24 protein-coding genes are annotated in these 23,452 nt (G+C 52.7%); 9 read left to right on the top strand and 15 right to left on the bottom strand.

The window, feature by feature from the left end; all coding sequences use genetic code 11:
• Positions 1-2 precede the first annotated feature (2 nt).
• From pgmB to pspA, 13 genes are all read right to left on the bottom strand, one after another.
• Positions 3-680, bottom strand: coding sequence for a beta-phosphoglucomutase (gene pgmB / locus AC2T6E_RS00890; protein WP_312960010.1), 678 nt, complete (start codon positions 678-680; stop codon positions 3-5).
• Positions 670-2,952, bottom strand: a complete 2,283-nt coding sequence (locus tag AC2T6E_RS00885) for a glycoside hydrolase family 65 protein (protein WP_431643241.1) — start codon at positions 2,950-2,952, stop codon at positions 670-672. The genes pgmB and AC2T6E_RS00885 overlap by 11 nt, the downstream gene beginning before the upstream one ends.
• Positions 2,946-4,004, bottom strand: coding sequence for a D-glucoside 3-dehydrogenase (ycjS, locus tag AC2T6E_RS00880; protein WP_431643239.1), 1,059 nt, complete (start codon positions 4,002-4,004; stop codon positions 2,946-2,948). The genes AC2T6E_RS00885 and ycjS overlap by 7 nt, the downstream gene beginning before the upstream one ends.
• An 11-nt stretch (positions 4,005-4,015) precedes the next feature.
• Positions 4,016-4,804, bottom strand: a complete 789-nt coding sequence (ycjR, locus tag AC2T6E_RS00875) for a 3-dehydro-D-guloside 4-epimerase (protein WP_458667012.1) — start codon at positions 4,802-4,804, stop codon at positions 4,016-4,018.
• 17 nt (positions 4,805-4,821) lie between these two features.
• On the bottom strand, positions 4,822-5,874 hold the full coding sequence (ycjQ, locus tag AC2T6E_RS00870; RefSeq protein ID WP_431643235.1) for a D-guloside 3-dehydrogenase: 1,053 nt from the start codon (positions 5,872-5,874) through the stop codon (positions 4,822-4,824).
• 28 nt (positions 5,875-5,902) lie between these two features.
• Positions 5,903-6,745, bottom strand: a complete 843-nt coding sequence (locus AC2T6E_RS00865) for a carbohydrate ABC transporter permease (protein WP_120158286.1) — start codon at positions 6,743-6,745, stop codon at positions 5,903-5,905.
• A complete protein-coding gene (locus tag AC2T6E_RS00860) occupies positions 6,732-7,613 on the bottom strand; it encodes a carbohydrate ABC transporter permease (protein ID WP_100166161.1) in 882 nt (293 codons plus the stop codon). The genes AC2T6E_RS00865 and AC2T6E_RS00860 overlap by 14 nt, the downstream gene beginning before the upstream one ends.
• A gap of 21 nt (positions 7,614-7,634) precedes the next feature.
• On the bottom strand, positions 7,635-8,927 hold the full coding sequence (locus AC2T6E_RS00855) for an ABC transporter substrate-binding protein (protein WP_486690223.1): 1,293 nt from the start codon (positions 8,925-8,927) through the stop codon (positions 7,635-7,637).
• 14 nt (positions 8,928-8,941) lie between these two features.
• Positions 8,942-10,639, bottom strand: a complete 1,698-nt coding sequence (locus tag AC2T6E_RS00850) for a sugar phosphorylase (protein WP_431643230.1) — start codon at positions 10,637-10,639, stop codon at positions 8,942-8,944.
• A 200-nt stretch (positions 10,640-10,839) separates the two neighbouring features.
• Positions 10,840-11,061, bottom strand: a complete 222-nt coding sequence (gene pspD / locus AC2T6E_RS00845) for a phage shock protein PspD (RefSeq protein WP_010431696.1) — start codon at positions 11,059-11,061, stop codon at positions 10,840-10,842.
• Between the two features lie 12 nt (positions 11,062-11,073).
• Positions 11,074-11,433, bottom strand: coding sequence for an envelope stress response membrane protein PspC (pspC, locus tag AC2T6E_RS00840; protein WP_089600645.1), 360 nt, complete (start codon positions 11,431-11,433; stop codon positions 11,074-11,076).
• Positions 11,433-11,657 (bottom strand): envelope stress response membrane protein PspB, encoded by a 225-nt coding sequence (gene pspB / locus AC2T6E_RS00835; protein WP_010431698.1) that lies wholly within the window; start codon positions 11,655-11,657, stop codon positions 11,433-11,435. The genes pspC and pspB overlap by 1 nt, the downstream gene beginning before the upstream one ends.
• A 49-nt stretch (positions 11,658-11,706) precedes the next feature.
• Positions 11,707-12,375 carry a phage shock protein PspA gene (gene pspA / locus AC2T6E_RS00830; protein WP_010431699.1) on the bottom strand — a complete coding sequence of 223 codons (669 nt, stop codon included), beginning with the start codon at positions 12,373-12,375 and terminating at the stop codon, positions 11,707-11,709.
• Between the two features lie 166 nt (positions 12,376-12,541).
• Between pspA and pspF the strand changes: the two genes are divergently transcribed.
• The 7 genes from pspF (at position 12,542) to AC2T6E_RS00795 (ending at position 20,009) form a co-directional block, all read left to right on the top strand.
• Positions 12,542-13,519 carry a phage shock protein operon transcriptional activator gene (gene pspF / locus AC2T6E_RS00825; RefSeq protein ID WP_089600643.1) on the top strand — a complete coding sequence of 326 codons (978 nt, stop codon included), beginning with the start codon at positions 12,542-12,544 and terminating at the stop codon, positions 13,517-13,519.
• An 88-nt stretch (positions 13,520-13,607) separates the two neighbouring features.
• Positions 13,608-15,248 carry an ABC transporter substrate-binding protein SapA gene (gene sapA, locus AC2T6E_RS00820; RefSeq protein WP_108417778.1) on the top strand — a complete coding sequence of 547 codons (1,641 nt, stop codon included), beginning with the start codon at positions 13,608-13,610 and terminating at the stop codon, positions 15,246-15,248.
• The gene (sapB, locus tag AC2T6E_RS00815; RefSeq protein ID WP_458667016.1) at positions 15,245-16,210 is read left to right on the top strand and encodes a putrescine export ABC transporter permease SapB; all 966 of its coding nucleotides are present in this window, start codon (positions 15,245-15,247) and stop codon (positions 16,208-16,210) included. Before sapA ends, sapB begins: the two co-directional genes overlap by 4 nt.
• Positions 16,197-17,087 carry a putrescine export ABC transporter permease SapC gene (sapC, locus tag AC2T6E_RS00810; RefSeq protein ID WP_089600639.1) on the top strand — a complete coding sequence of 297 codons (891 nt, stop codon included), beginning with the start codon at positions 16,197-16,199 and terminating at the stop codon, positions 17,085-17,087. The genes sapB and sapC overlap by 14 nt, the downstream gene beginning before the upstream one ends.
• Positions 17,087-18,079, top strand: coding sequence for a putrescine export ABC transporter ATP-binding protein SapD (gene sapD, locus AC2T6E_RS00805; protein WP_089600637.1), 993 nt, complete (start codon positions 17,087-17,089; stop codon positions 18,077-18,079). The genes sapC and sapD overlap by 1 nt, the downstream gene beginning before the upstream one ends.
• A gap of 1 nt (position 18,080) precedes the next feature.
• A complete protein-coding gene (gene sapF / locus AC2T6E_RS00800; RefSeq protein WP_089600634.1) occupies positions 18,081-18,887 on the top strand; it encodes a putrescine export ABC transporter ATP-binding protein SapF in 807 nt (268 codons plus the stop codon).
• A 180-nt stretch (positions 18,888-19,067) separates the two neighbouring features.
• Positions 19,068-20,009 carry an ATP-grasp fold amidoligase family protein gene (locus tag AC2T6E_RS00795; protein ID WP_174339669.1) on the top strand — a complete coding sequence of 314 codons (942 nt, stop codon included), beginning with the start codon at positions 19,068-19,070 and terminating at the stop codon, positions 20,007-20,009.
• On the opposite strand, the gene AC2T6E_RS00790 is transcribed toward AC2T6E_RS00795, so the two are convergent.
• On the bottom strand, positions 19,990-21,054 hold the full coding sequence (locus AC2T6E_RS00790; RefSeq protein ID WP_174339670.1) for an ATP-binding protein: 1,065 nt from the start codon (positions 21,052-21,054) through the stop codon (positions 19,990-19,992). The genes AC2T6E_RS00795 and AC2T6E_RS00790 overlap by 20 nt on opposite strands.
• The gene (locus AC2T6E_RS00785) at positions 21,051-21,755 is read right to left on the bottom strand and encodes a response regulator (RefSeq protein ID WP_126816211.1); all 705 of its coding nucleotides are present in this window, start codon (positions 21,753-21,755) and stop codon (positions 21,051-21,053) included. Before AC2T6E_RS00785 ends, AC2T6E_RS00790 begins: the two co-directional genes overlap by 4 nt.
• 273 nt (positions 21,756-22,028) lie before the next feature.
• Here AC2T6E_RS00785 and crrC point away from each other — a divergent pair, with 273 nt between their 5' ends.
• Together crrC and AC2T6E_RS00775 are read left to right on the top strand one after the other, a co-directional pair.
• Complete coding sequence (gene crrC, locus AC2T6E_RS00780; protein WP_120158359.1) at positions 22,029-22,415, top strand: colistin resistant protein CrrC; 387 nt, start codon at positions 22,029-22,031, stop codon at positions 22,413-22,415.
• 123 nt (positions 22,416-22,538) lie between these two features.
• Positions 22,539-23,450 (top strand): ABC transporter six-transmembrane domain-containing protein, encoded by a 912-nt coding sequence (locus AC2T6E_RS00775; RefSeq protein ID WP_423240774.1) that lies wholly within the window; start codon positions 22,539-22,541, stop codon positions 23,448-23,450.
• Positions 23,451-23,452: the final 2 nt, after the last annotated feature.

Raw genomic sequence — 23,452 nt, 5'->3', positions numbered from 1 at the left:
TATTAATTCCTTATCAATGCCGTCCGGGACGCCCAGAAATCCGTCAGGCATTTCCAGGTCAGTTCCCGCGTTGAGTGAAGTTGTAATCCCGCATGGTTCAGGCCAGGTCCAATCCCAACCGACAACATCCCTGCCGCATTGATCGCTTCAACGCCCGCCGCCGCATCTTCGATACCGATGGCCTCTTCAGGGCGGACATTCAGCCCCGCGCAGGCAGCGAGGAAAATCTCCGGGTCAGGTTTTGAGCAGGTAATACGAGAAGCATCTGCGCAAAAATCAAAAGCCTTATGAATGCCCAACGCCTGTAATATGCCGGGGGCGTTGAGGGAAACGGAGGCAAGCCCAATTTTGATTTTCGCCGCGCGAATATCCGCCAGGACTTCGCGGATACCTGGAAGCAGCGAATCTTGCGTCAACGACGCCAGGGACTGGACATAGAGATTGTTTTTCTTCGCGGCAAGCGCGAGGCATTGCTTGTCGTCAAATGCCCCCTCTTTTCCACCGTGTCGCAGGATCCGCTGCAGGGAATCCATGCGGCTAATTCCCTTTAGCTGCTCGTTAAACGCCTCGTCGATGGTGATGCCAATCTCCAGTGCCACGCTACGCCAGGCCAGGAAATGCAGATGTGCGGTATCGGTGATCACGCCATCCAGATCAAATACAACTGCATTAAGCGTCATAGCGCCCCTCCGTGGTAGCGGTCCCAGTGATAGGCGCAAGAAAATCCTTACGTGCAAAAATCTGCAGCCCCGAGACGTTAAGGGTTTTACCCCATAGCGTTAGCGTGACAGGTGCAGAGGATTCAACGGTCAACGCATCATGTTCAAATGAGAAACGCATTTGCGCGTTTCGCCACCGCAGCGGGAAGCTCAGTTTTCGCCAGTGGGCAGGCAATTTCGGCGCGAGATGAAGTTCCCCTTCCACAATCTGCACCCCGGCAAAACCCTGAATAACGCCCGACCAGATGGCACCGGTCGCGGCGGCGTGAATACCGTCATCGCTGCTGTGCGGATCGTCACCCAGGTCGATGGCGACACCGTCACGCCATAAAACATATGCCCCTTCAGTGTCGCCGCAACGCGCAGTCACGATCCCGTGAATGGCCTTGCTCAGCGACGAGTCATGTATGGTGCGTGGCTCGTAGAAAGCCAGGTTGGCAGCGCACTGTTGTGGTGTAAACCTTTCCGGCAGCAGGTAGTTAAGCATCACCACATCGGCCTGTTTGAGGATCTGCATCTCATTCACTTCAGCGCGAGAGTAATCAAGCAAAATGGTTTGTTTACCCGCTTTCGCTTTGTAGCGACTCAGATCGATAGCCGGTTTCGTCATGAAGGTATCATCCTGAGGAAGGACACCTTCGGCATTCGCCTCCGGGAGCCATAAACGCGTCAGAAAACGGGTGGCATTCGCCAGGAAAGCGTCATCGTCACGACCAAACATCGACATAAACTGGCGGGCACAGGCGACGTTATGCCAGGCCAGATAGTTGGTGTAAGCGTTGTTGTTGACGTGTTCAGTGTATTCATCCGGCCCGATCACATCATGGATTTCCAGGCGACCGTTGACTTCGACGGCACGTCCCATCCAGAACGTCGCCGTCTCCGTCAGTAACGTCAAACCTTCATTGCGCATAAAGGCGTCATCCCGTGTCGCCTGCCAGTAAGCGACAACGGCCCACGCGATATCCGCCACAATGTGGTGTTCGGCCAGTGCAGAGGCCACTTTCTGACGTGTGCCCGTACGAATGTTGATTGCCGCAAATTCCGGCGTCTCTTCCTGACCGCTCGCGGCGCTTTCCCACGGGAACAGCGCGCCAGGCCAACCGTTACGACGCGCTTTTTCACGCGCTCCGGAGAGGTTAAGCCACCGATAGCGCAGCAGGTTGCGGGCAATCTGTGGCCGGGTGAAAAGATGAAAAGGCAGCAAGAAAATTTCGGTATCCCAGAAGATGTGACCTTTGTACCCTTCCCCGGTCAAGCCTTTGGCGGCGATACTGCTTCGCTCGTCATGTGCTGGCGTCATGGTTGTCAGATGCCAGACGGCATAATCAAGCGCCATCTGATCCTGTTTGTCCGTGGATGTCACGTCAACCCGCGCGTCACGCCAGACGTTCTCCCAGGCACGCGCGGAGTTCTCCAGCAGCGATGCATACCCTTTTGTGGCACATACTTTGAGATCGGCCAGCGCATTGCGCGCATAGGTTTCCTGCGAGAGCGTTTTGTCCTTGCGGTGAGTGATCCACACCAGTTTTTCAAGGGTGACAGTGTCACCGGCAGGAAGCGTCAGCGAATGATGTGCTATTACGCGACGATTTTTCGCGCTAAAGCAGCTATCGCTGGTGTCCGACGATAGACGGCAGCTTGTTGAGATTACCACCTCTGCAGCGCGATCCTGGGTTTCATAGACACCCTGCAGGTAATGCTGGTCAAAGACTCTGACAGAAACTTCATCCAGATGCTGTCTGCCGCTGTTGGTTTGGGTCGCATCAATACCTGTTTTCAACACCACCTGGGATGCAGCATCCAGCGGCGTGATCGACAGTTGCATTGCCACCAACGGCAGTTGATCGAGTGACACAAAGCGACGGCTATCCAGACGATAGCGCTTCCCATCGGGCGCGCGCCAGAGAACCGTGCGACGCAGTTCGCCGTTGGCAAAATCCAGCTCGCGCTGCCAGCTCAGGATATCCCCTGACAGGAGGGTAAAATTCACACCGTCCAGTTCAACCTCGATGCCGGTGATATCCGGCAGGTTGATCAGTTCATTGGTCTCGTTCCGACCTGCGCGATGATACAGCCCCGCCAGATACATTCCTCTGGTTTGCTGGGTATAGTCTTCCTCATGCGCAGCGCGAATGCCCATATAGCCATTGCCGCAGGCCATAACAGAAGCGAATTTGTTCAGGCTGTGTGGACAAAAGCCCGGGTCGGTTAATACAGACACGTTCAGCATAACGTCACGCTTTCCCCTGTTTCTGCTGATTCATAAAGCGCGGCAACAAGCTGCTGGATAACCAACCCCTGCTCCGCATCAGCAATCATGACCGGCTCTCCCTGCACGTGACGAACAAAGGCGTCCATACTGCGCAAATGCCGTTGGTCGTCAGCCTCTTCGCGCTGCGTGAGGTTCCGTAATACCCCGGCCTCGTCAGTGTAAATGTGTGCCGGGAACAGCGTTGCCCCGGCCTTTTCACCGCAGAATGAGACATTCATGATCGACTGCTCGCGAATATTCAGGGCAAACGAGGTATCCAGACGCAGGATGCCGCCGTTGCAGAATTCAATTGTGCCGAACAGCGCATCTTCGACCGTAAACTGAGCCGGATCCCACTCACCAAACTGGCCACAGTTTTTCCTGTTTCCCAGCCGCTGGAAGCTGTGCGCCGTGACCCGTTTAACCGCAGGGAAACCCAGTACATACATGGCGGCATCCAGCATATGAATGCCGATGTCGATCAACGGTCCGCCGCCCTGCAACGATTTGTTCGTAAAGACGCCCCAGCCCGGCACGCCACATCGACGCAGTGCCTGCGCCGTCGTGAAGTAGATCTCGCCCAGGACGCCATTCAACACGGCCTCACGCAGCAATTGCGTATCGCGTGCAAACCGGTGGTGAAAATCATACGCCAGCACTTTTCCCGCCTTTCGGGCAGCGGTACGCATCTGTTCGGCCTGCTGTGGCGTCATGGCGGGCGGTTTTTCACACATGACATGGCATCCGGCGTCGAGCGCCGCCATAACATGTTCAAAGTGAAACCGGTTAGGCGAACAAACGCTCACCACATCCGGTCTGACCGTCTCCAGCATGGTTCGCGTATCCTGCCATGAAGACGGGATCCCATGACATTCCGCAAACGCCTGTGCCTGTTCAGGGCGGCTGTCCATGACAGCCACCATCTGAATATCACTGCGCGTGGCGTAATACGAGGCATGAACTTTGTCCGCGACCTGTCCGGCACCAATGATGGCGACGCGCAGAGGCGAAGGTGTTGAAGCACTCATCACGCATGTCATCCTTAGCATTCACGCAAATAGGTGAGCGAATCCTGATAAGCCTGCGCAGGATTGTCAGCACGAACACGACACTCATACACCACGTAACCCTGATAATTGTCAGCACGCAGCCGATCGAACAGGCTGGCAAAATCGAGGCTGCCGCTGCCCGGCTGGTAGCGGTGGTTATCTGCAATGTGCACATGACCCAGCAGATCGCGGTTGTGGTGCAGCGCATCCGTTAGCGAATCTTCTTCAATGTTCATATGATAGAAATCACCGATGATCTGCACGTGTTTGAGCGCATTCTCTTCGATGTAACGACGCGCATCCGCCAGGGTGTTGATCATATGGTCCTGATAGCGGTTCAGCGGCTCCAGGTATACCGTCGTCCCGGTGCGTGCTGCCACTTCATCCAGCCAGCGCAGGGAGGCGCTGACTGCTTTGCGGTCACCGTCCAGGCTGCGTGGAGAGGTCATTGGCGGCAGACGGAAGGTAAACATCCCCCAGGCCGCAGGGACGATAATCCCCTTGCCGCCCACCTCTGCCAGCGCTTCCAGAATACGTTCAATCTGCTGTAGTCCGTTCAGACGGCGCTCTTCAATGAAATCACCGATCCAGCCATCGTATCCGCCGCACGCGGTTGTTACCGGCAGGCAGGTGGCTTTGATAGCGGCTTTTACTTCATCGAGGTTTTCCACCAGCAGGCGACCATCAATTTCGTAGCCATCAAAACCCATCGCTTTGATGTACTGGAATTTTTCCATGATGTTGGTCGGGAAAAAGGCCTGGTTTTGTGTTGCGATTTTCATGATTTGCTGTCCTTAGCTTAAAAAGTGACGCCCATTTTGATGCTCAGTTCAGGGTGCTGATCGACATATTTCATGTAGCTCTCAGCGCTGGTGGTAAAGGTGACAACCGGGTCGATCAGATCCTCGCAATTGAGATAACCGTTCATCAGCAATTCCCAGCAGGTCTCTTCAATACGCTTGCGGCTCCAGCGCGGGTAATCCGGGTTCGGTTCACTGCAGGCGCGGGAGAAAACAATTTTCGCGTTGTTGAAATGCGCTTCGCGACCGAGGTTGAATCCTGCCGCAAACGGCTTGGCGAACGCCACGTAGGAGAGGGTTCCGCCGTAAGCGAGACCGCGCAGTGCAGATTGCAGCGCATCGGCAAAGCCACTGGTTTCGATAATCACATCCGCGCCCTGCTTACCGGTCAGCTTTTTGATTTCAAGACCGACATCAGTACCGATTGGGTTCAGGCAGTGGTCTGCGCCATGACGGCGAGCAATCTCACAGCGATGTTCGATAGGATCGACACCGATGACCACTGACGCGCCAGCTTTCTTCGCCAGCTGAATCGCGATCTGACCAATCGCCCCCAGCCCGACAACAATCACAAAATCACCTACGCGGACATTGGCATCACGCACGCCACTCATGGCGAATTGCGCCGGATCGTAGCAAACGGCATTTTTCCAGGACGACCCCTGCGGCATTTTGCGCAGCTTGTAGTTGTTCACCGCGTTAACGATCACCGTCTCCTGCAGCGGACCGTAGCAGCAGACGCGATCGCCGATCTGGTATTCCGTCACGTCAGCCCCGCATTCGATAATGTCGCCGACGATCATGTTCCCCAGCTGGAATTTACCGAATTCGATACCGCGAGCCGCGCCCTCTTCACGTGGCGTGAACATCTGCCACTCGGCGTTGAACTCTTCATCGATAAACGGGCTTGCCGCGCGGAAATCCACCACTTCAGTGCCGTGTTTCGGCGCGCCAAAGCGGGCACGAATTTTCACTTCGTGAACGGCAACAGGACGATCTTCATATTCCACCAGCGCCGCCACGCGGGGCGCTGTCGCAACTAACTTTTTCATGACTGACTCCTTGTTAAAATTGGCCGCCTCAGCCCTTCACGCCACCGGCGGTCAAACCACTTTTAATAAAACGTTCAGACAGCGCGTACATGATGACCACAGGCAGTGCCGTCACCAGCGATGCCGCCATCATGCGACCCCAGATGTAATCTGGCGTGCTAAACAGGGTGTTGAGTCCTACCGGCAGGGTGAAATTGCTGGCGCTGGACAGGAAAATGGAGGCAAACAGATAGTCGTTCCATGCCACCATGAAGCAGTAGACAAACACCGACACCAGACCGGAAATCGCCAGCGGCACGGTGATGCGGAAGATGATTTGCAGACGGTTAAGACCGTCCATCATCGCGGCTTCTTCTATCTCGTCCGGAATGGTGTCGAAGTAGCTGCGCAGCATGAATACCGCGGTCGGCAACGTCTGGGTCACCATGGTGATAATCAGCGCCAGTTCGGTATCGTAGATCCCGAGCGCGGTGATGATTTTGAACAGCGGCACCACCAATAAAATCCCGGAGAACATGTAGACGGTGTAAAAACTCGCATTGATCGTCGTGCGTCCTTTAAAACGCAGTTTGGACAAGGCGTAAGCACCCAATGTACCGAGAAACACCGCAATCACTGATGAAGTCAGCGAGACCACCATGCTGTTGCGGAAGTAATCCACAAACGGGAAAATCAGTGGGTTAAAGATGTCGACGTAATGCTGCAACGTCCACTCCTGCGGCAGAATCGTCGGATGCAGCGAGATCGCCTCTTTGGCGCTTTTAAACGACGTCATCAGCATCACGAAGAACGGGAACAGCGTGATGATGAGGAACACCGCCAGCCCCAGATAAAAACCGATACGGCCCAGCACGCGTTTATTTGTTGCCATTGAGGTTTACCCTTTTTCTGGTCAGCAGAATGACGGCGAAGATGATCACGAACAGCACCACGGAGATAGCGGCGGCTTTACCCAGATCGTTGAAGGCAAAGGCCGTTTTATAGAGATAGACGCCCAAAATATCGACCTTCGTTGTCAGCAGATAGACATCCGCAAACATGTAGAACATCCAGATGGTTCGCAGCGTAACCACCGTTGCCAGAACCGGCATAATCGCGGGCAACGTGACAATGCGAAAACGCTGCCAGGCATTCGCGCCATCCATTTCAGCCGCTTCATATAACGACTTATCAATGGTCTGCAAAATGGCCAGAAACGAGATGAACGCATAGGGGAAATAGCGCCAGATGGCAAACAGCACCACCAGCACAAAACTGCTGCCGGGGTTGTCAAACCACAGCGGTGCCTGGTCATACAGATGCAGCAGGTCAACGCCCAGATAGTTCACAATGCCGTAGCCGTTGTTGAACATGTACTTCCAGGCAAACACCAGCGAAATTGACGGCGTAACGTAGGATAAAATCACCAGTGAACGGGCCGTTTTGCGCAGGCGAAATTCACGGTTAAAGAAGATGGCGACGGCCAGCCCAAGGCCCGTACTGCCCAAAACGACCAGCGCGGTGTACCAGAACGTCATCCACAGCGAGTGCCAGAACGCAGCATCGCTCAGAATACGGATGTAGTTATCCAGCCCAACAAACACGGCATCGATGCGCGGGTTGAGCGGCAAGCGTAAGAAACTGATTTCAATGTTGGAAATCATCGGCCAGGCCACCAGGCCCCCCAGCAAAATCAGGCTGGGGGCCAACAGCAGCATGGCGAAAGGCATATCTGAACGACCAGAAAACAACGTCTTCATAATTCCCTTCGCAAAGCGCTCCTATCGTTGTGAAATCAGGTCAGTCAGTCGCTTCTGGCTGTTGCTTAACGTTGCTCTGAGATCTTGTTGACCTACCGTGACGTTATGCACCATAGAACTGATAATGCCGGAACCCGTGACATCGCCCATGCGGGTGAAGTTTTTGTCACCCACGGCACCAAACACCTGCACGTTCGGGAACTGGGCGATCAGCTCGTAAGGCAGTTGCCCAAACGCTTTAATCACATCGTTGTTTTTCCAGGTTTCCGTGCCCACAACCAGTTTGTTCACGGGCAACGCTGCACCAGGCGACATCATGACCCAGTCTGTTGCGTTCTGAGCCTGCTCCATCCAGGTGACAAATTTCTCTGCCGCTTTGGTTTCCTCTTCGGTTTGGCCTGTGGTGATCGTCAGTGATGTGATCATGCCGTAGACCGCAGAGGATTTTTCAGTCGGGACCACAAAGCCCAGGTTCGCGGGATTGCCGTCTTTGAAGACCGCCGGCAGGATGTAGGTGGAGTAAACGGCCATCGGCGCGGAGCCGTTCATAAAGGCGTCTTTGATCTCCATGACATCGTTTGACCCAGGCATGGTGGTTGCCGCCAGCGCTTTATAAAAGGCCAGCGCTTTCGTCATCTCTGGCGTATCAATCTCCACGTCACCTTTCGCATCAAAGACGTTTGCGCCTCCCGAAAGGGCGAACTGGGAGAATGCCTGTTCCGTCATCACACTTTCTGCTGTTGGCAACGCAATGCCGTAGTGTTTCTTGCCCGGATCGTTGAGTTTCTGACTGGCTTGCAGCAACTGCTCCCAGTTATGCGGCTCTTCAATGCCCGCTGCCGCCAGGATGTCTTTGTGGTACCAGACGCCGGACAGCCAGGCACTGACAGGAACGCCGGTCCACGCCGTGCCGTCTTCAGTACGAACCACGCGAAGAATGCCGTCGTAGAAGGTGTCTTCACCTACGGCTTTAATCGCTTCACCGATCGCGTCCCGATCCAGCAACTGCTCTTTGTCCATCACCTTTGCGTAGTCATGGCTGACTTCGATCACTTCCGGCAATGCGCCGGTACGGGCCAGAGTGATGACCTTGGTGTTGTAGGCATCCTCTTCCACCGGTACCTGTTTCACCGTGATGGTTGGGTTTTCCTTCTCGAATTTCTCAATCAGTTTCGTAATGACGGCCTGACGTTCCTGCTCCACCGACGAATGCATAAATTCAATGGTGACGTTCGATGGCTTGTCGTCCTTACATCCTGATATCAGGGCGCACGAAGCCAGTGTTGACATCAGCACAATTTTGGTCATCTTCATTTTTGAGGTCCTTTTTAGTTTTCTTTAATCCACATCACCTGCCATGGATTAAGGGTCAGAGTCGTACCGCTAATATTCTGTTTCGTAATCAGCTCCGTACCGGATATCCCTTCAGAATTCACGGTCTGAATATGTTGGCTAAAGTTAAAAAATGCCGTTATTCGCTCACCCTTTTCTGCCACGCGAATAATTTTAAGAATATGTTTTCCGGATGTTTCGAAAAGTGCGTGACTATCCGGATGGAATACCTGTTCCGCTCTGCGAATCGCAATCAATTCGCTTAGCTGTTTAAATATTTTATGGCGAATGCCTGTTGTGTTTGAAAGTTCTGAATCAATCTCACCGGCAATGTATTTTTTGCGGTTGATTGCGCGGTTATATCCAAGTCGCTCAACGCCTTCATAATCATTACGTGAGCCCAGCACACTTTGAATATAAATGGCAGGCACGCCAGGGAAACTCAATAAGACCGCATGCGCCAGAATAAATCGTGCAATACGTTCGTTATCAGCTGCATTTTTTGGGCTTAATGCGTCCAGATAGGTAACATTAATTTCATAGGGACTTCGGGTGCCATCAGGGTTATTTTTCCAGTTGACCAGAGCCCCTTCCTGCTGAAGTTTTTCCACCAGCGAAAGGATGTCGGATTCAGGTAAAATCCCGCGTAACGGATTCAGGCCGATACCATCATGCGAAGCTAAAAAGTTGAACCAGGTGGTTTTCGTGGAAGGGAGTTCCAGCGATAAGGCCCACTGGCTCAGGGTGCGGACATCCTGACGATGGATGGCATGCAACACCAGCGGCGGTAAAGAGAACTGATACACCATCTGCGCTTCATTTTCGCCGTTGCCGAAATAAGAGATGTTGTCTTTATGCGGAACGTTTGTTTCGGTGATGATGACCGTTCCCGGTGCCACAGCCTCGGTAATCGCGCGGAAGAGCTGGATGAGCTGGTGGGTTTGTTCCAGATGGATGCAGTGTGTTCCGGGGATTTTCCACATAAAACCCACGGCATCGAGACGGATGTAATTTGCCCCTTCCATCAGGTAATGAAGCAGTACATCCACCATCGCAATTAACACGTCCGGCGAAGCAAAGTTCAGATCGATCTGGTCTTCGCTAAAGGTGGTCCACAGGTGGCGGACGCTGCCGTCATGAAGCGTAAAAGGCGTCAGAAGCGGTAACGCTCGCGGGCGTGTCACGGCGGATAAGTCTGTTTCCGGATCGACAGAGATAAAGAAATCTTCATAGCCAGGCGTTTGCTGAAGATAGTTTGCAAACCATTGGCTTTTTGCCGACATATGATTGCACACGTAATCAAACATCAGGCTGGTGGACTGTTTTAATTCAGCAATATCACTCCAGGTTCCGGTTTCTGGTGCCACTTCATGATAATCGATAACAGAGAAACCATCGTCAGAGGACCACGGATAAAAAGGTAAAAGATGGACATGAGAAAAGGAATGAGAAAGCCACTTATTATAAAAACGGGTAAACACCGGCAGCGCTTTCTCCCCTGCTGCCGAAAACTGATCGGCATAGGTAATGAGGACGACATCTTTTTCATCCCAGCCAGATTTACGTTTTTCCGTAATAAGAGAAGCGGCATTACCGATTTTTTCCAATAACACCTTGCGGCGTGTATCAGTAAAAGTTTCCCCGTAAATAAGATCAATGAGTTTATTAATTTTTGCGTTCACTTTATTTTCCATGGTAGCGGTCCCACGGATCGCAATCTACTCCCATGGAAAATATCTGTCAACGGACCAGGAAGCATAAAATCGCTCTAACAAAGCAGCGCAGAGCAGTAATGTGAGCTACAGCAAAGAAAGAATAAAAAGACAGAGATGCCAGGCAGAAACGCCGCTAGCCCTTCTCTCGGGTGAGAAAGGGCTAACGCAATCAGGAAGGGTCAGGAAAAGTATCGACGAGAAACGCGTTTTGCCAGTTTCTGCAGCATCGGTTCCAGCGCCACGGCAAGCAGCATTCTGACCGGTTTACGGGCAACAGATTTTATCGCCCAGCCCGCCACACCGGCCGGACCGTAACGCAACGCTGTCAGCAGGACCAGTTTACCTGCGATTTTCAGGCCGGGTTTTACCTTCTGACCGGCCTGTTGCCAGTTTTGTTTCATTAATGTTCTCTCTTAAAGCTGACGAAAACGGCTTCTCAGCGTAAAGGTATCAGAGGTGATATAGCGTTCCATTTCCCGCAGCCGCTTCTCCCCTTCAGCCAGTTGATCATCAACGGCGTTGAGCAGATCGCTGCTGGTCGGGGCGCCTTCCGCCGCCAGTTCACCGTCAGGCATGGGGTCGAGTACAAACGACAGCACGATATAGGCCACCAGAGTAATAAAAGCCAGACCAAAGAAAATCGACAATACCGTCACCACACGCACCAGTTTCACGGGTACATCGAGATAATGGGCCAATCCAGCACAAACGCCGCGTACCATGCCCTGCTGCGGGATGCGCCACAATTTTTTGTTCAGGTTCAGTCCAGACATTAACGCTCCCTCCAGTTCGGATGTTCTGCATCCAGGATAGCTTCCAGCGCCTGAATGCGATCGCGCATCTTATTCGCCTGATCGGTAAGCTGCACAAGACGTTGTTGCTCACTCTGAGAAAGCTCTCCACGCGAAGAGCGGTTACTGTAGTGCAGCCATAACCAAATCGGCAGAACGAACAGCACGAAAATGGTCAGGGGAATTGCCAGAAAAAGCGCGCTCATGTGTACTCCTTGTTTTATGATGCGGCACGCTCAGGTGCCGCACGAATTATTACTGGTTGTCTTGCTTCATTTTGGCTTTCAACGCAGCCAGCTGCTCGCTGATTTCGTCGTCGGCTTTCAAATCGGCAAACTGCTGATCCAGCGTTTTCTGCTTACCAATACTGTGACTTTCCGCTTCCGCTTCCATGTGGTCGATACGGCGTTCGAAAGATTCGAAACGGGCCATCGCTTCGTCCAGCTTACCGCTGTCCAGCTGACGGCGAACGTCACGGGAAGAGCTTGCCGCCTGGTGGCGAAGCGTTAGCGCCTGTTGACGAGCGCGGGTTTCGCTTAGTTTATTCTCAAGCTCGCCGATCTCTTTCTTCATACGAGAGAGCGTGTCATCAACCAGCGTCACTTCGTGTTCGAGCGCGGTTACAACATCGGACAACTTCTGTTTTTCAATCAGCGCGGCACGAGCGAGGTCTTCTTTATCTTTACGTAACGCCAGTTCGGCTTTTTCCTGCCATTCGTTGAGCTGGGTGGTCGCCTGCTCAATGCGACGCGTGAGCTGCTTTTTCTCAGCCAGCGCACGAGCGGAGGTGGAACGCACTTCAACCAGCGTGTCTTCCATTTCCTGAATCATCAGACGCACCAGCTTCTGTGGATCTTCCGCTTTCTCAAGCAGTGAGTTGATATTGGCGTTCACGATGTCGGCAAAACGAGAAAAAATACCCATAATCAAATCCTCATATTTCTGTTATCGGGCGATGCCCTGCTCCAGAGATAATACAAATCCCATGCCAACTTTTTATCTCATTGATATTATTAGATGTGATTGATATTTGCACATTATGGCACTATCCTCACCTGGTGAATATCACTAAGGAGTGGTTAATTTCATCATGACCGGATACAAAGACAACTTACTGGGTGAAGCGAACAGTTTTCTTGAAGTTCTTGAACAGGTTTCGCGCCTGGCGCCTCTCAATAAACCGGTGCTAATTATCGGCGAGCGCGGTACGGGTAAGGAACTGATAGCCAACCGTCTCCACTATTTATCCGGGCGCTGGGATGGGCCATTTATTTCCCTTAACTGCGCGGCGTTGAATGAGAATCTGCTCGATACTGAACTGTTTGGTCATGAAGCGGGTGCGTTTACCGGTGCACAAAAACGCCATCCCGGACGGTTCGAGCGTGCAGATGGCGGCACACTGTTCCTCGATGAACTGGCGACAGCCCCAATGCTGGTTCAGGAAAAGCTGCTGCGCGTCATTGAATATGGCGAGCTGGAGCGCGTCGGCGGAAGCCAGCCGCTGCAGGTTAACGTGCGTCTGGTCTGCGCGACCAACGCCAATCTGCCGGAAATGGTGGCGGAAGATACATTTCGCGCAGACCTGCTCGACAGGCTGGCGTTTGACGTCGTACAACTGCCGCCGCTGCGTGAAAGGCGCAGCGACATCATGCTGCTGGCAGAGCAGTTTGCCATCCAGATGTGCCGTGAGCTGGGTCTGCCTCTTTTCCCTGGCTTCAGCGATTACGCCACAGAAACCCTGCTCGGCTACCCGTGGCCGGGGAATATTCGAGAACTGAAAAACGTGGTAGAGCGTTCGGTTTATCGCCACGGCAGCAGCGAAACCGAACTGGACAACATTATTCTCGACCCGTTTAAGCGCAACGCTCAGCCCGCTGTTGTGCCTGTCGATAACACTGACGTGCCGTCTCTGCCGCTCGATTTGCGTCAGTTTCAGCATAAACAGGAACAGCAGTTACTGGAACAGAGCCTCCAGCAGGCGAAATATAACCAGAAACAGGCGGCTGATTTGCTGGGTCTGACCTACCATCAATTAAGGGCATTGCTCAAAAAGCATCAAATGCGCTGACATTATCAGCACTAATCTGCAGACATTTTTACGAAGCAGGTGTAAGTGCGATACACTTTGCAGATCGAACCTAAAAACCTTAAAAATTATGCGTCTGGTTTTATCGTCCTTGTTGGCACTCGGTCTGTTCAGCAACCTGGCTGTTGCTGCGCCTGAGCGATCTGCGCTCCCTGATATTCGCGATAGCGGATTTGTCTATTGCGTCAGCGGGCAAGTTGATACCTTTAACCCGCAAAAAGCGGGTAGCGGCCTGATTGTCGATACGCTGGCAGCACAGCTGTACGATCGTCTGCTTGATGTTGATCCGTATACCTACCGCCTGGTGCCTGAGCTTGCTGAGAGCTGGGAAGTGCTGGATAACGGCGCAACCTACCGTTTCCGCCTCCGCGACGATGTCGACTTCCAGCGCACGCCATGGTTTACCCCCACCCGCAAACTGAACGCGGATGACGTGGTGTTTACCTTCCAGCGCATCTTTGACCGTCACCATCCGTGGCACAACGTTAACGGCGGAAACTTCCCCTATTTCGACAGTCTGCAGTTTGCCGATACCGTCAAAAGCGTGCGCAAGCTGGATAACCGGACGGTGGAGTTCCGGCTGGTTCGCCCGGATGCCTCTTTCCTCTGGCATCTGGCAACACACTATGCGTCAGTGATGTCGGCAGAGTACGCGGCTACGTTGACGAAAAAAGATCGCCAGGAACTGCTCGACCGCCAGCCTGTCGGCACGGGCCCGTTCCAGCTGGCAGAGTATCGTGCCGGGCAGTTTATTCGCCTGCAGCGTCACGAACATTTCTGGCGCGGCACGCCGCTGATGCCCCAGGTGGTTGTCGATCTGGGCTCTGGCGGTACAGGACGTCTTTCGAAGCTGTTAACCGGTGAGTGCGATGTGCTTGCCTGGCCAGCAGCCAGCCAGCTGACCATTCTGCGTGACGATCCGCGTCTGCGCCTGACATTGCGTCCGGGGATGAACATTGCCTATCTGGCGTTCAACACCGACAAACCGCCGCTGAACAATCCTGCCGTTCGCCACGCGCTAGCGTTAGCGATCAATAACCAGCGTCTGATGCAGTCGATTTACTACGGTACCGCAGAAACGGCGGCTTCTATTTTACCGAGAGCCTCCTGGGCCTACGACGGCGAAGCTAAAATTACGGAATACAATCCGGCGAAAGCGCGCGAACAGCTCAAGGCTCTGGGAGCGGAAAACCTGACGCTGCAACTCTGGGTGCCGACCAGTTCACAGGCGTGGAACCCAAGCCCGCTGAAAACAGCGGAACTGTTGCAGGCCGATATGGCGCAGGTAGGCGTTAAAGTGATCATCGTCCCTGTCGAAGGTCGTTTCCAGGAGGCTCGCCTGATGGATATGAACCATGATTTGACCCTGGCGGGCTGGTCTACCGACAGTAACGACCCGGACAGCTTCTTCCGCCCGTTGCTCAGCTGCGCCGCGATTAACTCGCAGACCAACTACGCGCACTGGTGTCATCGGGAATTTGATGCCGTGTTACAAAAAGCGCTCGCCTCACAACAGCTTGCGTCGCGTATAGAAGCCTACGACGAAGCTCAGGATATTCTGGCTCGGGAACTCCCGGTGCTCCCGCTGGCCTCATCCCTGCGTTTGCAGGCCTATCGGTACGATATTAAAGGGCTGGTACTGAGTCCGTTTGGCAACGCCTCCTTCGCAGGGGTCACTCGTGAAAAAGAGCAAGAGGTGAAGAAACCATGATCATATTTACCTTGCGCCGTCTGCTGTTGCTGCTGGTTACGCTGTTCTTTTTGACCTTCGTGGGCTTTAGCCTGAGCTATTTCACGCCCCACGCCCCGCTTCAGGGGTCGTCACTGTGGGATGCGTGGCTGTTCTGGTTTAACGGCGTACTGCACTGGGACTTCGGGGTTTCCAGCATTAACGGACAGCTGATTTCAGAACAGTTGAAAGAGGTTTTCCCGGCGACCATGGAGCTGTGCATCCTGGCGTTTGGCTTTGCTTTGATGGTGGGCATTCCCGTGGGGATGCTGGCGGGCATTTATCGCAATAAATGGCAGGATAAATTTATCAGCGCCATTGCCCTGATCGGCTTCTCAATCCCGGTATTTTGGCTGGCGCTGCTGCTCACCCTCTTCTTCTCTCTGACGCTGGGCTGGCTGCCGGTTTCCGGGCGATTCGATCTGCTTTATACGGTTAAAACGGTGAGCGGATTTGCCATCATCGATGCATGGCTTTCGGATTCGGTCTGGCGCGATGAGATGATCATGAGTGCGCTGCGTCATATGGTGCTGCCGGTTCTGACCTTAGCCGTTGCGCCTACCACCGAAGTGATCCGCCTGATGCGCATCAGCACCATTGAGGTATTCGACCAAAACTACGTCAAAGCTGCCGCCACGCGCGGGCTGTCGCGTCTGACCATTCTGCGTCGTCATGTGCTGCACAATGCGCTGCCGCCGGTTATTCCCCGCCTGGGATTACAATTCTCTACCATGCTCACGCTGGCGATGATCACGGAGATGGTCTTTAGCTGGCCGGGTCTGGGGCGCTGGATGATCAACGCCATTCGCCAGCAGGATTACGCGGCGATCTCCGCCGGTGTGATGGTGATTGGCTCACTGGTGATTATTGTGAACGTTCTTTCCGATATTTTGGGTGCCATGGCCAACCCTCTGAAGCATAAGGAATGGTATGCCTTACGATAGCGTATACAGTGAAAAGCGCACGCCCGGTGCGCTACGTACCGTGTGGCGTAAATTCTATGGTGACACCACGGCTATGATCGGCCTTTACGGCTGCGCTGGCCTGGCCTTGCTGTGCGTGTTGGGTTCGTGGTTTGCACCGTATGGCATCGATCAGCAGTTCCTCGGCTATCAACTTTTGCCGCCTTCGTGGTCCCGCTATGGTGAAGTCTCCTTCTTCCTCGGGACTGACGATCTTGGACGAGACGTGTTAAGCCGTCTTCTGAGCGGCGCGGCCCCGACGGTGGGCGGTGCGTTTGTGGTAACGCTGGCGGCCACGATCTGCGGCCTGGCGCTGGGCATTTTTGCAGGCTCTACTCACGGCCTGCGTTCGGCGGTGCTGAACCACATTCTGGATACCCTGCTCTCTATTCCGTCTTTGCTGCTTGCCATTATCGTCGTGGCGTTCGCTGGGCCACATCTGTCACACGCGATGTTTGCCGTCTGGCTGGCGATCCTGCCGCGCCTGGTTCGCTCGGTATACAGCCTGGTGCATGACGAACTGGAAAAAGAGTACGTTGTCGCGGCCCGTCTGGACGGCGCGACCACGTTTAATATTTTGTGGTTTGCCGTATTGCCGAACATTGCTGCCGGACTGGTCACAGAGATCACCCGCGCCCTGTCGATGGCTATCCTGGACATCGCCGCGCTGGGTTTCCTCGATCTGGGGGCGCAACTGCCCTCCCCTGAATGGGGTGCAATGCTCGGTGATGCCCTGGAGCTTATCTATGTCGCACCGTGGACGGTCATGCTGCCAGGGGCGGCCATTATGGTGAGCGTACTGCTGGTCAACCTGCTGGGCGACGGCATTCGCCGTGCGATTAATGCGGGGGTGGAATAATGCCGTTACTTGATATCCGCAACCTGACAATCGAATTCAAGACCGGTGAAGGCTGGGTGAAAGCCGTGGACCGCATCAGCATCACGCTTGCTGAAGGTGAAATCCGCGGGCTGGTGGGAGAATCTGGCTCCGGTAAGAGCTTGATCGCCAAAGCCATCTGCGGCGTGGCGAAGGACAACTGGCGCGTCACCGCTGACCGCATGCGCTTTGATGATATCGACCTGCTGCGCCTCTCCCCTCGGGAACGCCGCAAGCTGGTGGGTCATAACGTATCGATGATTTTCCAGGAGCCGCAATCCTGTCTTGACCCGTCCGAGCGCGTGGGTAAACAGCTGATGCAGAACATCCCCGGCTGGACCTATAAAGGACGCTGGTGGCAGCGTTTTGGCTGGCGCAAGCGCCGTGCCATTGAGCTACTGCACCGTGTCGGGATTAAAGATCACAAAGACGCGATGCGCAGCTTCCCTTACGAACTGACCGACGGCGAATGTCAAAAAGTGATGATTGCCATCGCGCTGGCAAACCAGCCGCGCCTGCTGATTGCCGATGAACCCACAAACGCGATGGAGCCCACCACGCAGGCGCAAATTTTCCGCCTGCTGACGCGTCTTAATCAGAACAATAACACCACCATTTTGCTGATCAGCCATGACCTGCAGATGCTGAGCAAATGGGCGGATAAAATTGACGTGATGTATTGCGGTCAGACGGTCGAAACTGCCGTCAGTGAAGATCTGGTAAATACACCGCATCATCCATACACCCAGGCACTGATCCGCGCGATACCGGATTTCGGTAGCGCGATGCCGCATAAAAGCCGTCTGAATACCTTGCCGGGTGCCATTCCCCTGCTGGAGTCGTTGCCTATTGGCTGCCGTCTGGGGCCACGTTGTCCCTACGCTCAGCGTAAATGCATTGAGACGCCGCGTCTCACAGGGGCGAAAAGCCACCTGTACGCCTGTCATTTCCCGCTGAACATGGAGAGAGAGTGAAATGGTCGAAACCTTACTGGAAGTTCGTAACCTGAGTAAGACCTTTCGCTACCGCACAGGGCTCTTTCATCGCCAGACCGTAGAGGCGGTTAAGCCGCTGAGCTTCACGCTGCGCGAGAAACAGACGCTGGCGATCATTGGCGAGAACGGGTCCGGAAAATCCACGCTGGCGAAAATGCTGGCGGGCATGGTTGAGCCAACCGATGGCGAAGTGCTGATTGACGATCACCCGCTAAAATTTGGTGACTACTCTTTCCGCAGCCAGCGCATCCGCATGATCTTTCAGGATCCGTCTACTTCCCTCAATCCGCGCCAGCGAATTTCGCAGATCCTGGATTTCCCGCTGCGGTTGAATACCGACCTGGAGCCTGAAGCCCGGCGTAAACGCATCGTCGAAACGCTGCGTTTAGTCGGACTGCTTCCCGATCATGTGAGCTACTACCCGCACATGCTTGCACCGGGTCAGAAACAACGTCTGGGGCTGGCACGCGCGTTGATTCTGCGTCCAAAGGTGATTATTGCCGATGAAGCCCTTGCCTCGCTGGATATGTCGATGCGTTCGCAGTTAATTAACCTGATGCTGGAATTACAGGAAAAACAGGGTATCTCTTATATCTACGTGACCCAGCATCTTGGCATGATGAAACACATCAGCGACCAGGTCATGGTGATGCACCAGGGTGAAGTTGTCGAACGAGGAAGTACGGCTGATGTGCTGGCCTCTCCGCTGCACGATTTGACGAAACGGCTCATCGCCGGGCATTTCGGTGAAGCATTGACCGCCGATGCGTGGAGAAAAGATCGATAAGCACAAGATAGACGCCCCTGAGGCGGCACTGAACTAAATTACTCAGCTGAATTAAGGATTAAATAGTTTGCATACGCTATTTAATCCTTTGCTTTTTCGTCTCCACTCCTGCTCCATATTTCACACAAAATAAATCAATAGTTCCCCTCCAGAATACCCATAAATTACGGAGGAGAAGAAATGAATAACGCCACTTACGTTCTCAAATACACTGAATATCTAATAAGAAAATGCCGCTCTTTTTTAATCACAGATCTGCATTTCCATACTACCAGGCTTAAAAAAGCCTCAGGGAGAATCCCAGACATTCAATCACCCACTACGTTGAGTGAAAAAATATGTCATCGTCTGGTCTATGATCATAATAACCTCTACACGATGCTCGCCGATAAACTCGCCGTTCGGGCATACGTTTCCTCCAGAACAAAACGAGTGAAAACGGTGCCATTAATTGGCGTTTATTCCCGAGCGTCGCAGATTGATTTTTCAGTACTCCCTGACAAATTCGTCCTTAAGTGCAACCATGACAGCGGCAGCACAATAATATGTACAAACAAAGCGCAATTTAACTATAAGGAAGCGTGTAAAAAACTGAGCCTCGCGTTAAAGAAAAACTTGTACTACACCACGCGCGAATGGCAATACAAAAACATTACGCCGAGTATACTTTGCGAGCCGTTTGTCGATCTCTTCGATGATGCTGACAGGAATACAACGCCCGAAATGCTGAGGATCCATTGCTTTCATGGCGTTGCCCACTATGTAGAAGCGGATTTCACGGATGATAACGGCAAAGGGTTTATCAACGTTTATGACAGGCACTGGAACTTACAACCCTTCCGGATGGAATATCCAAATACTTCAGCAGATCCTGGCGAACCGGTCTTGTTCCGACAGGCGTTGTTGGCCTCTCAGGAGCTGGCGGATGGAATTGACTACTGCCGCGTTGACCTTATGCTAAAAAAAGATGAAATCTATTTCAGTGAAATAACCTTAAGCCCGAGACGCGGTAAACTGACGATTACCCCGCAGGAATGGGATGCTAAGTTAGGAAAAATATGGCATTTATCGCCGGCAGGCGTATTTGACCTGCCGCTGAAACTCACGCGTCGGACCAGGTGAGTTTAAATATCGAGTGGTTTTGCGTCGATAAGGTATAGGTAACATCGCCACCATGCGCCAGCATGATGGCTTTTACCACCGACAGGCCCAAACCACAGCCTTCCGGGTTCAAATGTCTGGCGCCATTATCGCGCTGAAAGGGCTGAAACAGGAAATCATGAAACTCCCTGGGGATGCCCGGTCCGCCGTCCTGAATAAGGATATAATTGCCTTTATCCGAAACGCCATTTTTCACGATGAGCGTGCGCGAGGTTGAATAATGTAAGGCATTGTCAAATAAAACGGTCAGACACTGATTGATGCGTAACGGATCGAATACGCATTGCTGCTCCCTCAGGTCTGTATTAACGGTAAATGCCTTACGGTTAAACTCGGGCATGAATGTATCGAGTGCATCCTGTATTGTTCCTTTTAGATCCATTCTGGACTGGCATAACGTGTATCCCGCTCCGCCACCCGAACTGATCACCCGGAGATCCTCAATCAGACGGGTTAACCCTTCCGTCTGTTTGAGAAGATTATTAAACAGTACCGGGTCTGGGGTAAAAACACCGTCAACCAACCCCTGAAGCCGTCCGCGTAAGATCGTGACCGGCGTTCTCAGCTCATGCGCAATAGCGGCATTCCAGGATTTCCGCTGAATATCCAGCGTCTGTAATTTTTCCGCCATTTCATTGAAATCCGTCACCAGGTGATTGATCTCACCAAGCCGGGAACTGGTACAAAATGCCCGGGCGTCCAAATCGCCCTGAGAAATCTTTTTCAGGCTGGACGCTACTGCGTTAAGCGGGGTGAGTATTCGCGATGAAAGTTTGACCGTGAAAAAGAGTGCAATAATCAGACTGATCGTTGTCGCGGTCCCAATCCATACCCAGTCCCACATCGTCATCTGCTCGTCATCGCCCGCAGCAGCGCCACCCGGGAGATGATCCAGAATAAAGGAGTAAAAAAACCAGGAGCCCAGTATGGCGATGGCAATGATCGTAAACGTCAGCAACAGCATATACGTTAAGATCTGACGGCTCAGGACAGACTCTTTGTTCATTTCTTTTCCCCAAGCCGGTAGCCCATGCCTCTGATGCTCTCCGGAACACCATACAGACCGGCAAGCTCCAGTTTTTTTCGCAACTTGCTCATATGGCTGTCGACCGTTCTGTCGAGCGTATCCCCTTCCGGCAGACACGCGTTGAGTAACTCTTCGCGGGAGCAGACCTTTCGCGGATATCTCACCAGCCAGGTGAGTAATTTAAATTCGGTCGTCGTTAATACCGGGGAGATAACCTCTTCGCCAACGGTAACTTCCACATAGAAGTCATCCGGATAGACCGTAATAAAAGGCGTTCTGAGCGGCAGGGAACCCGCCTGCTGAAGCGTGGGTTTCGTCCTGCGCAGCACCGCCTCAACCCGCGCGACAACCTCAGAAGGGTTGAAGGGTTTGATCACGTAATCATCCGCGCCCAGTCTCAGCCCCATGAGTTTATCGACATCCTGATCGAGTGCGGAAACCATAATAACTGGGACAGAACTTTCCTGACGAAGCGTGGTAAGTACGCTCCAGCCGTCACATACGGGCAGGTGAATGTCCAGCAAGATGAGATCCGGCTTATGGAGGCGATTAAGCGTTATTGCCTGCTCGCCCTGGCTGGCTCTGAGCGTTTTCATTCCTGAACGCTCTAAGTAGCTCATCAGTATATCGGCGATTTCGTCTTCATCTTCAATAACAAGGATCAGCGTATTTTTGTGCATTTTATCTCCGCGGGTGAAATCCCTTTGAGCACGCTTACAGACATCTTTAGCACAATAAGACACAGTCTTCGGGAAAAAGTGCCGTGGTCACAAAATTTTCCGGGGTGGATTTCAATTCCCGGTTATTTCTCCACACAGCATACACATTCTGACAATAAAAACTCGACAATGCCTGTTCAAAATAGCTGTTCAGGCATATGCCGTCTTTTCATCGAACGTAACTAATTAATCCTGTCTCTTAAAGACATTCTGAAGTTGGCTGAGATAATGAACATGGAACTCTCTAAATATTTCCACCCTAAAAAAATCGGCATATATTCCCTGTTCCTGATGCTGTCCTGGGGATTATTATATATTTGGCTGGTGCTGATACACAGACTGGACGAAAAAGTCGCCTCGACACTACCTTCTTCCCCCATTATTTATGGCTGCATCGCATTGTCGGTTGTCTCTTTGACAATCCAAAATAAAGCTGGCGCGCTGACTGAACTACTTGTCATCGCCTTCTGGTTAATGGTGATTTTTGTTTATCTCATTATTACGTTCACCGTGCTGTTAAATGCGATGCCCGACATCGAAGATCTGATCTTTTATTACGAGTGTTATTTGATCATTTTTTTTGGTGGAACACCGCTGTACCTCATTATGAGAATGATTTGAATCTGAGCTCCACACGTCCTCCACAAACCACCCATTTCCGCTAAACAGGCGCGCGGTAGACTCTCTACCTCATTTTTTGCACAAAAATAATACACTGAAAAAGTCTGACACGACTTACCCATAATGATGAATCCTAATAATAATCTCCGTTCTTCTGAACCTGCCGGTGTGATGCACTCGCTTAAAAAACTCGCGATACGGCACCGGAAAAAACTGGTTGTCACTTTCTTGCTGGTGGTGGCCGAAAACGTGACGTTTTTACTTTATCCCGTTCTGGCAGGCATCGCGATAAATGCCATCCTCGCAGGTGAGACGCTTAACGCCGCGCTGTATGGCCTGATGGTACTTTGTATGTGGTTCATCGGTGCAGCCAGACGGAGCGTAGACACCCGCACGTTTGCACGCATTTATGCCGGACTTGCGGTATCCGTCGTCCTGGCACAGCGCAAATACCAGCTAAACCATTCGGCAATCGCCGCCAGAGTCACGCTCTCGCGCGAATATGTGGATTTCTTTGAAATGCACCTTCCCCTGCTTATTACATCGCTGAGTTCACTTTTTGGTGCTGCAATCATGTTGCTGTTTATTGAATGTTGGGCCGGCGTCCTGTGCTTTGCGATTGTACTTATCCTGCTCGGATTTGTCTCCGGATATGCCCGTAAAAATGAATGGCTATTCATGCGCCTGAATAATCGGCTGGAAAAAGAAGTGGATTATGTTCATAAGGCGGGTACGGCCACCCTTCACCGACATTACTCCACGCTTGCGCGTTTACGTATCGCATTATCTGACCGCGAGGCGTGGGGTTATTTGTGGGTTGGCGTACTTGTTGCCGTGCTTTTTACGCTGACCATCGTCTGGATGACGCGCTCAACCGGCATCACCGCCGGACATATCTATTCCGTGATGACCTACATGTGGATGTTCGCGACGAGTCTCGATGACGCTCCGCAGCTTCTTGAGAAGTTTTCGCAGCTCAGGGACATCGGTAAACGCGTTTCCACTGATGATGAAATTCACGTAACTGGACGTTAATT

Source organism: Enterobacter sp. B79-1 (assembly GCF_057444735.1).
The sequence above is the reverse complement of the archived record's forward strand: the minus strand, read 5'-3'. Positions and strand labels throughout refer to the sequence as shown.

What these genes read in the sequence shown, in the direction of transcription:
- AC2T6E_RS00865 (WP_120158286.1), bottom strand. Translation starts at nt 6,745, where the DNA reads ATGGCAACAAATAAACGCGTGCTGGGCCGTATCGGTTTTTATCTGGGG.
- ycjQ (WP_431643235.1), bottom strand. Translation starts at nt 5,874, where the DNA reads ATGAAAAAGTTAGTTGCGACAGCGCCCCGCGTGGCGGCGCTGGTGGAA.
- pspD (WP_010431696.1), bottom strand. Translation starts at nt 11,061, where the DNA reads ATGAAACAAAACTGGCAACAGGCCGGTCAGAAGGTAAAACCCGGCCTG.
- sapC (WP_089600639.1), top strand. Translation starts at nt 16,197, where the DNA reads ATGCCTTACGATAGCGTATACAGTGAAAAGCGCACGCCCGGTGCGCTA.
- AC2T6E_RS00775 (WP_423240774.1), top strand. Translation starts at nt 22,539, where the DNA reads ATGATGAATCCTAATAATAATCTCCGTTCTTCTGAACCTGCCGGTGTG.
- pspA (WP_010431699.1), bottom strand. Translation starts at nt 12,375, where the DNA reads ATGGGTATTTTTTCTCGTTTTGCCGACATCGTGAACGCCAATATCAAC.
- sapD (WP_089600637.1), top strand. Translation starts at nt 17,087, where the DNA reads ATGCCGTTACTTGATATCCGCAACCTGACAATCGAATTCAAGACCGGT.
- AC2T6E_RS00855 (WP_486690223.1), bottom strand. Translation starts at nt 8,927, where the DNA reads ATGAAGATGACCAAAATTGTGCTGATGTCAACACTGGCTTCGTGCGCC.
- sapF (WP_089600634.1), top strand. Translation starts at nt 18,081, where the DNA reads ATGGTCGAAACCTTACTGGAAGTTCGTAACCTGAGTAAGACCTTTCGC.
- AC2T6E_RS00785 (WP_126816211.1), bottom strand. Translation starts at nt 21,755, where the DNA reads ATGCACAAAAATACGCTGATCCTTGTTATTGAAGATGAAGACGAAATC.
- sapA (WP_108417778.1), top strand. Translation starts at nt 13,608, where the DNA reads ATGCGTCTGGTTTTATCGTCCTTGTTGGCACTCGGTCTGTTCAGCAAC.
- sapB (WP_458667016.1), top strand. Translation starts at nt 15,245, where the DNA reads ATGATCATATTTACCTTGCGCCGTCTGCTGTTGCTGCTGGTTACGCTG.
- AC2T6E_RS00860 (WP_100166161.1), bottom strand. Translation starts at nt 7,613, where the DNA reads ATGAAGACGTTGTTTTCTGGTCGTTCAGATATGCCTTTCGCCATGCTG.
- AC2T6E_RS00795 (WP_174339669.1), top strand. Translation starts at nt 19,068, where the DNA reads ATGAATAACGCCACTTACGTTCTCAAATACACTGAATATCTAATAAGA.
- AC2T6E_RS00790 (WP_174339670.1), bottom strand. Translation starts at nt 21,054, where the DNA reads ATGAACAAAGAGTCTGTCCTGAGCCGTCAGATCTTAACGTATATGCTG.
- pspF (WP_089600643.1), top strand. Translation starts at nt 12,542, where the DNA reads ATGACCGGATACAAAGACAACTTACTGGGTGAAGCGAACAGTTTTCTT.
- pgmB (WP_312960010.1), bottom strand. Translation starts at nt 680, where the DNA reads ATGACGCTTAATGCAGTTGTATTTGATCTGGATGGCGTGATCACCGAT.
- AC2T6E_RS00885 (WP_431643241.1), bottom strand. Translation starts at nt 2,952, where the DNA reads ATGCTGAACGTGTCTGTATTAACCGACCCGGGCTTTTGTCCACACAGC.
- crrC (WP_120158359.1), top strand. Translation starts at nt 22,029, where the DNA reads ATGGAACTCTCTAAATATTTCCACCCTAAAAAAATCGGCATATATTCC.
- pspB (WP_010431698.1), bottom strand. Translation starts at nt 11,657, where the DNA reads ATGAGCGCGCTTTTTCTGGCAATTCCCCTGACCATTTTCGTGCTGTTC.
- ycjR (WP_458667012.1), bottom strand. Translation starts at nt 4,804, where the DNA reads ATGAAAATCGCAACACAAAACCAGGCCTTTTTCCCGACCAACATCATG.
- AC2T6E_RS00850 (WP_431643230.1), bottom strand. Translation starts at nt 10,639, where the DNA reads ATGGAAAATAAAGTGAACGCAAAAATTAATAAACTCATTGATCTTATT.
- pspC (WP_089600645.1), bottom strand. Translation starts at nt 11,433, where the DNA reads ATGTCTGGACTGAACCTGAACAAAAAATTGTGGCGCATCCCGCAGCAG.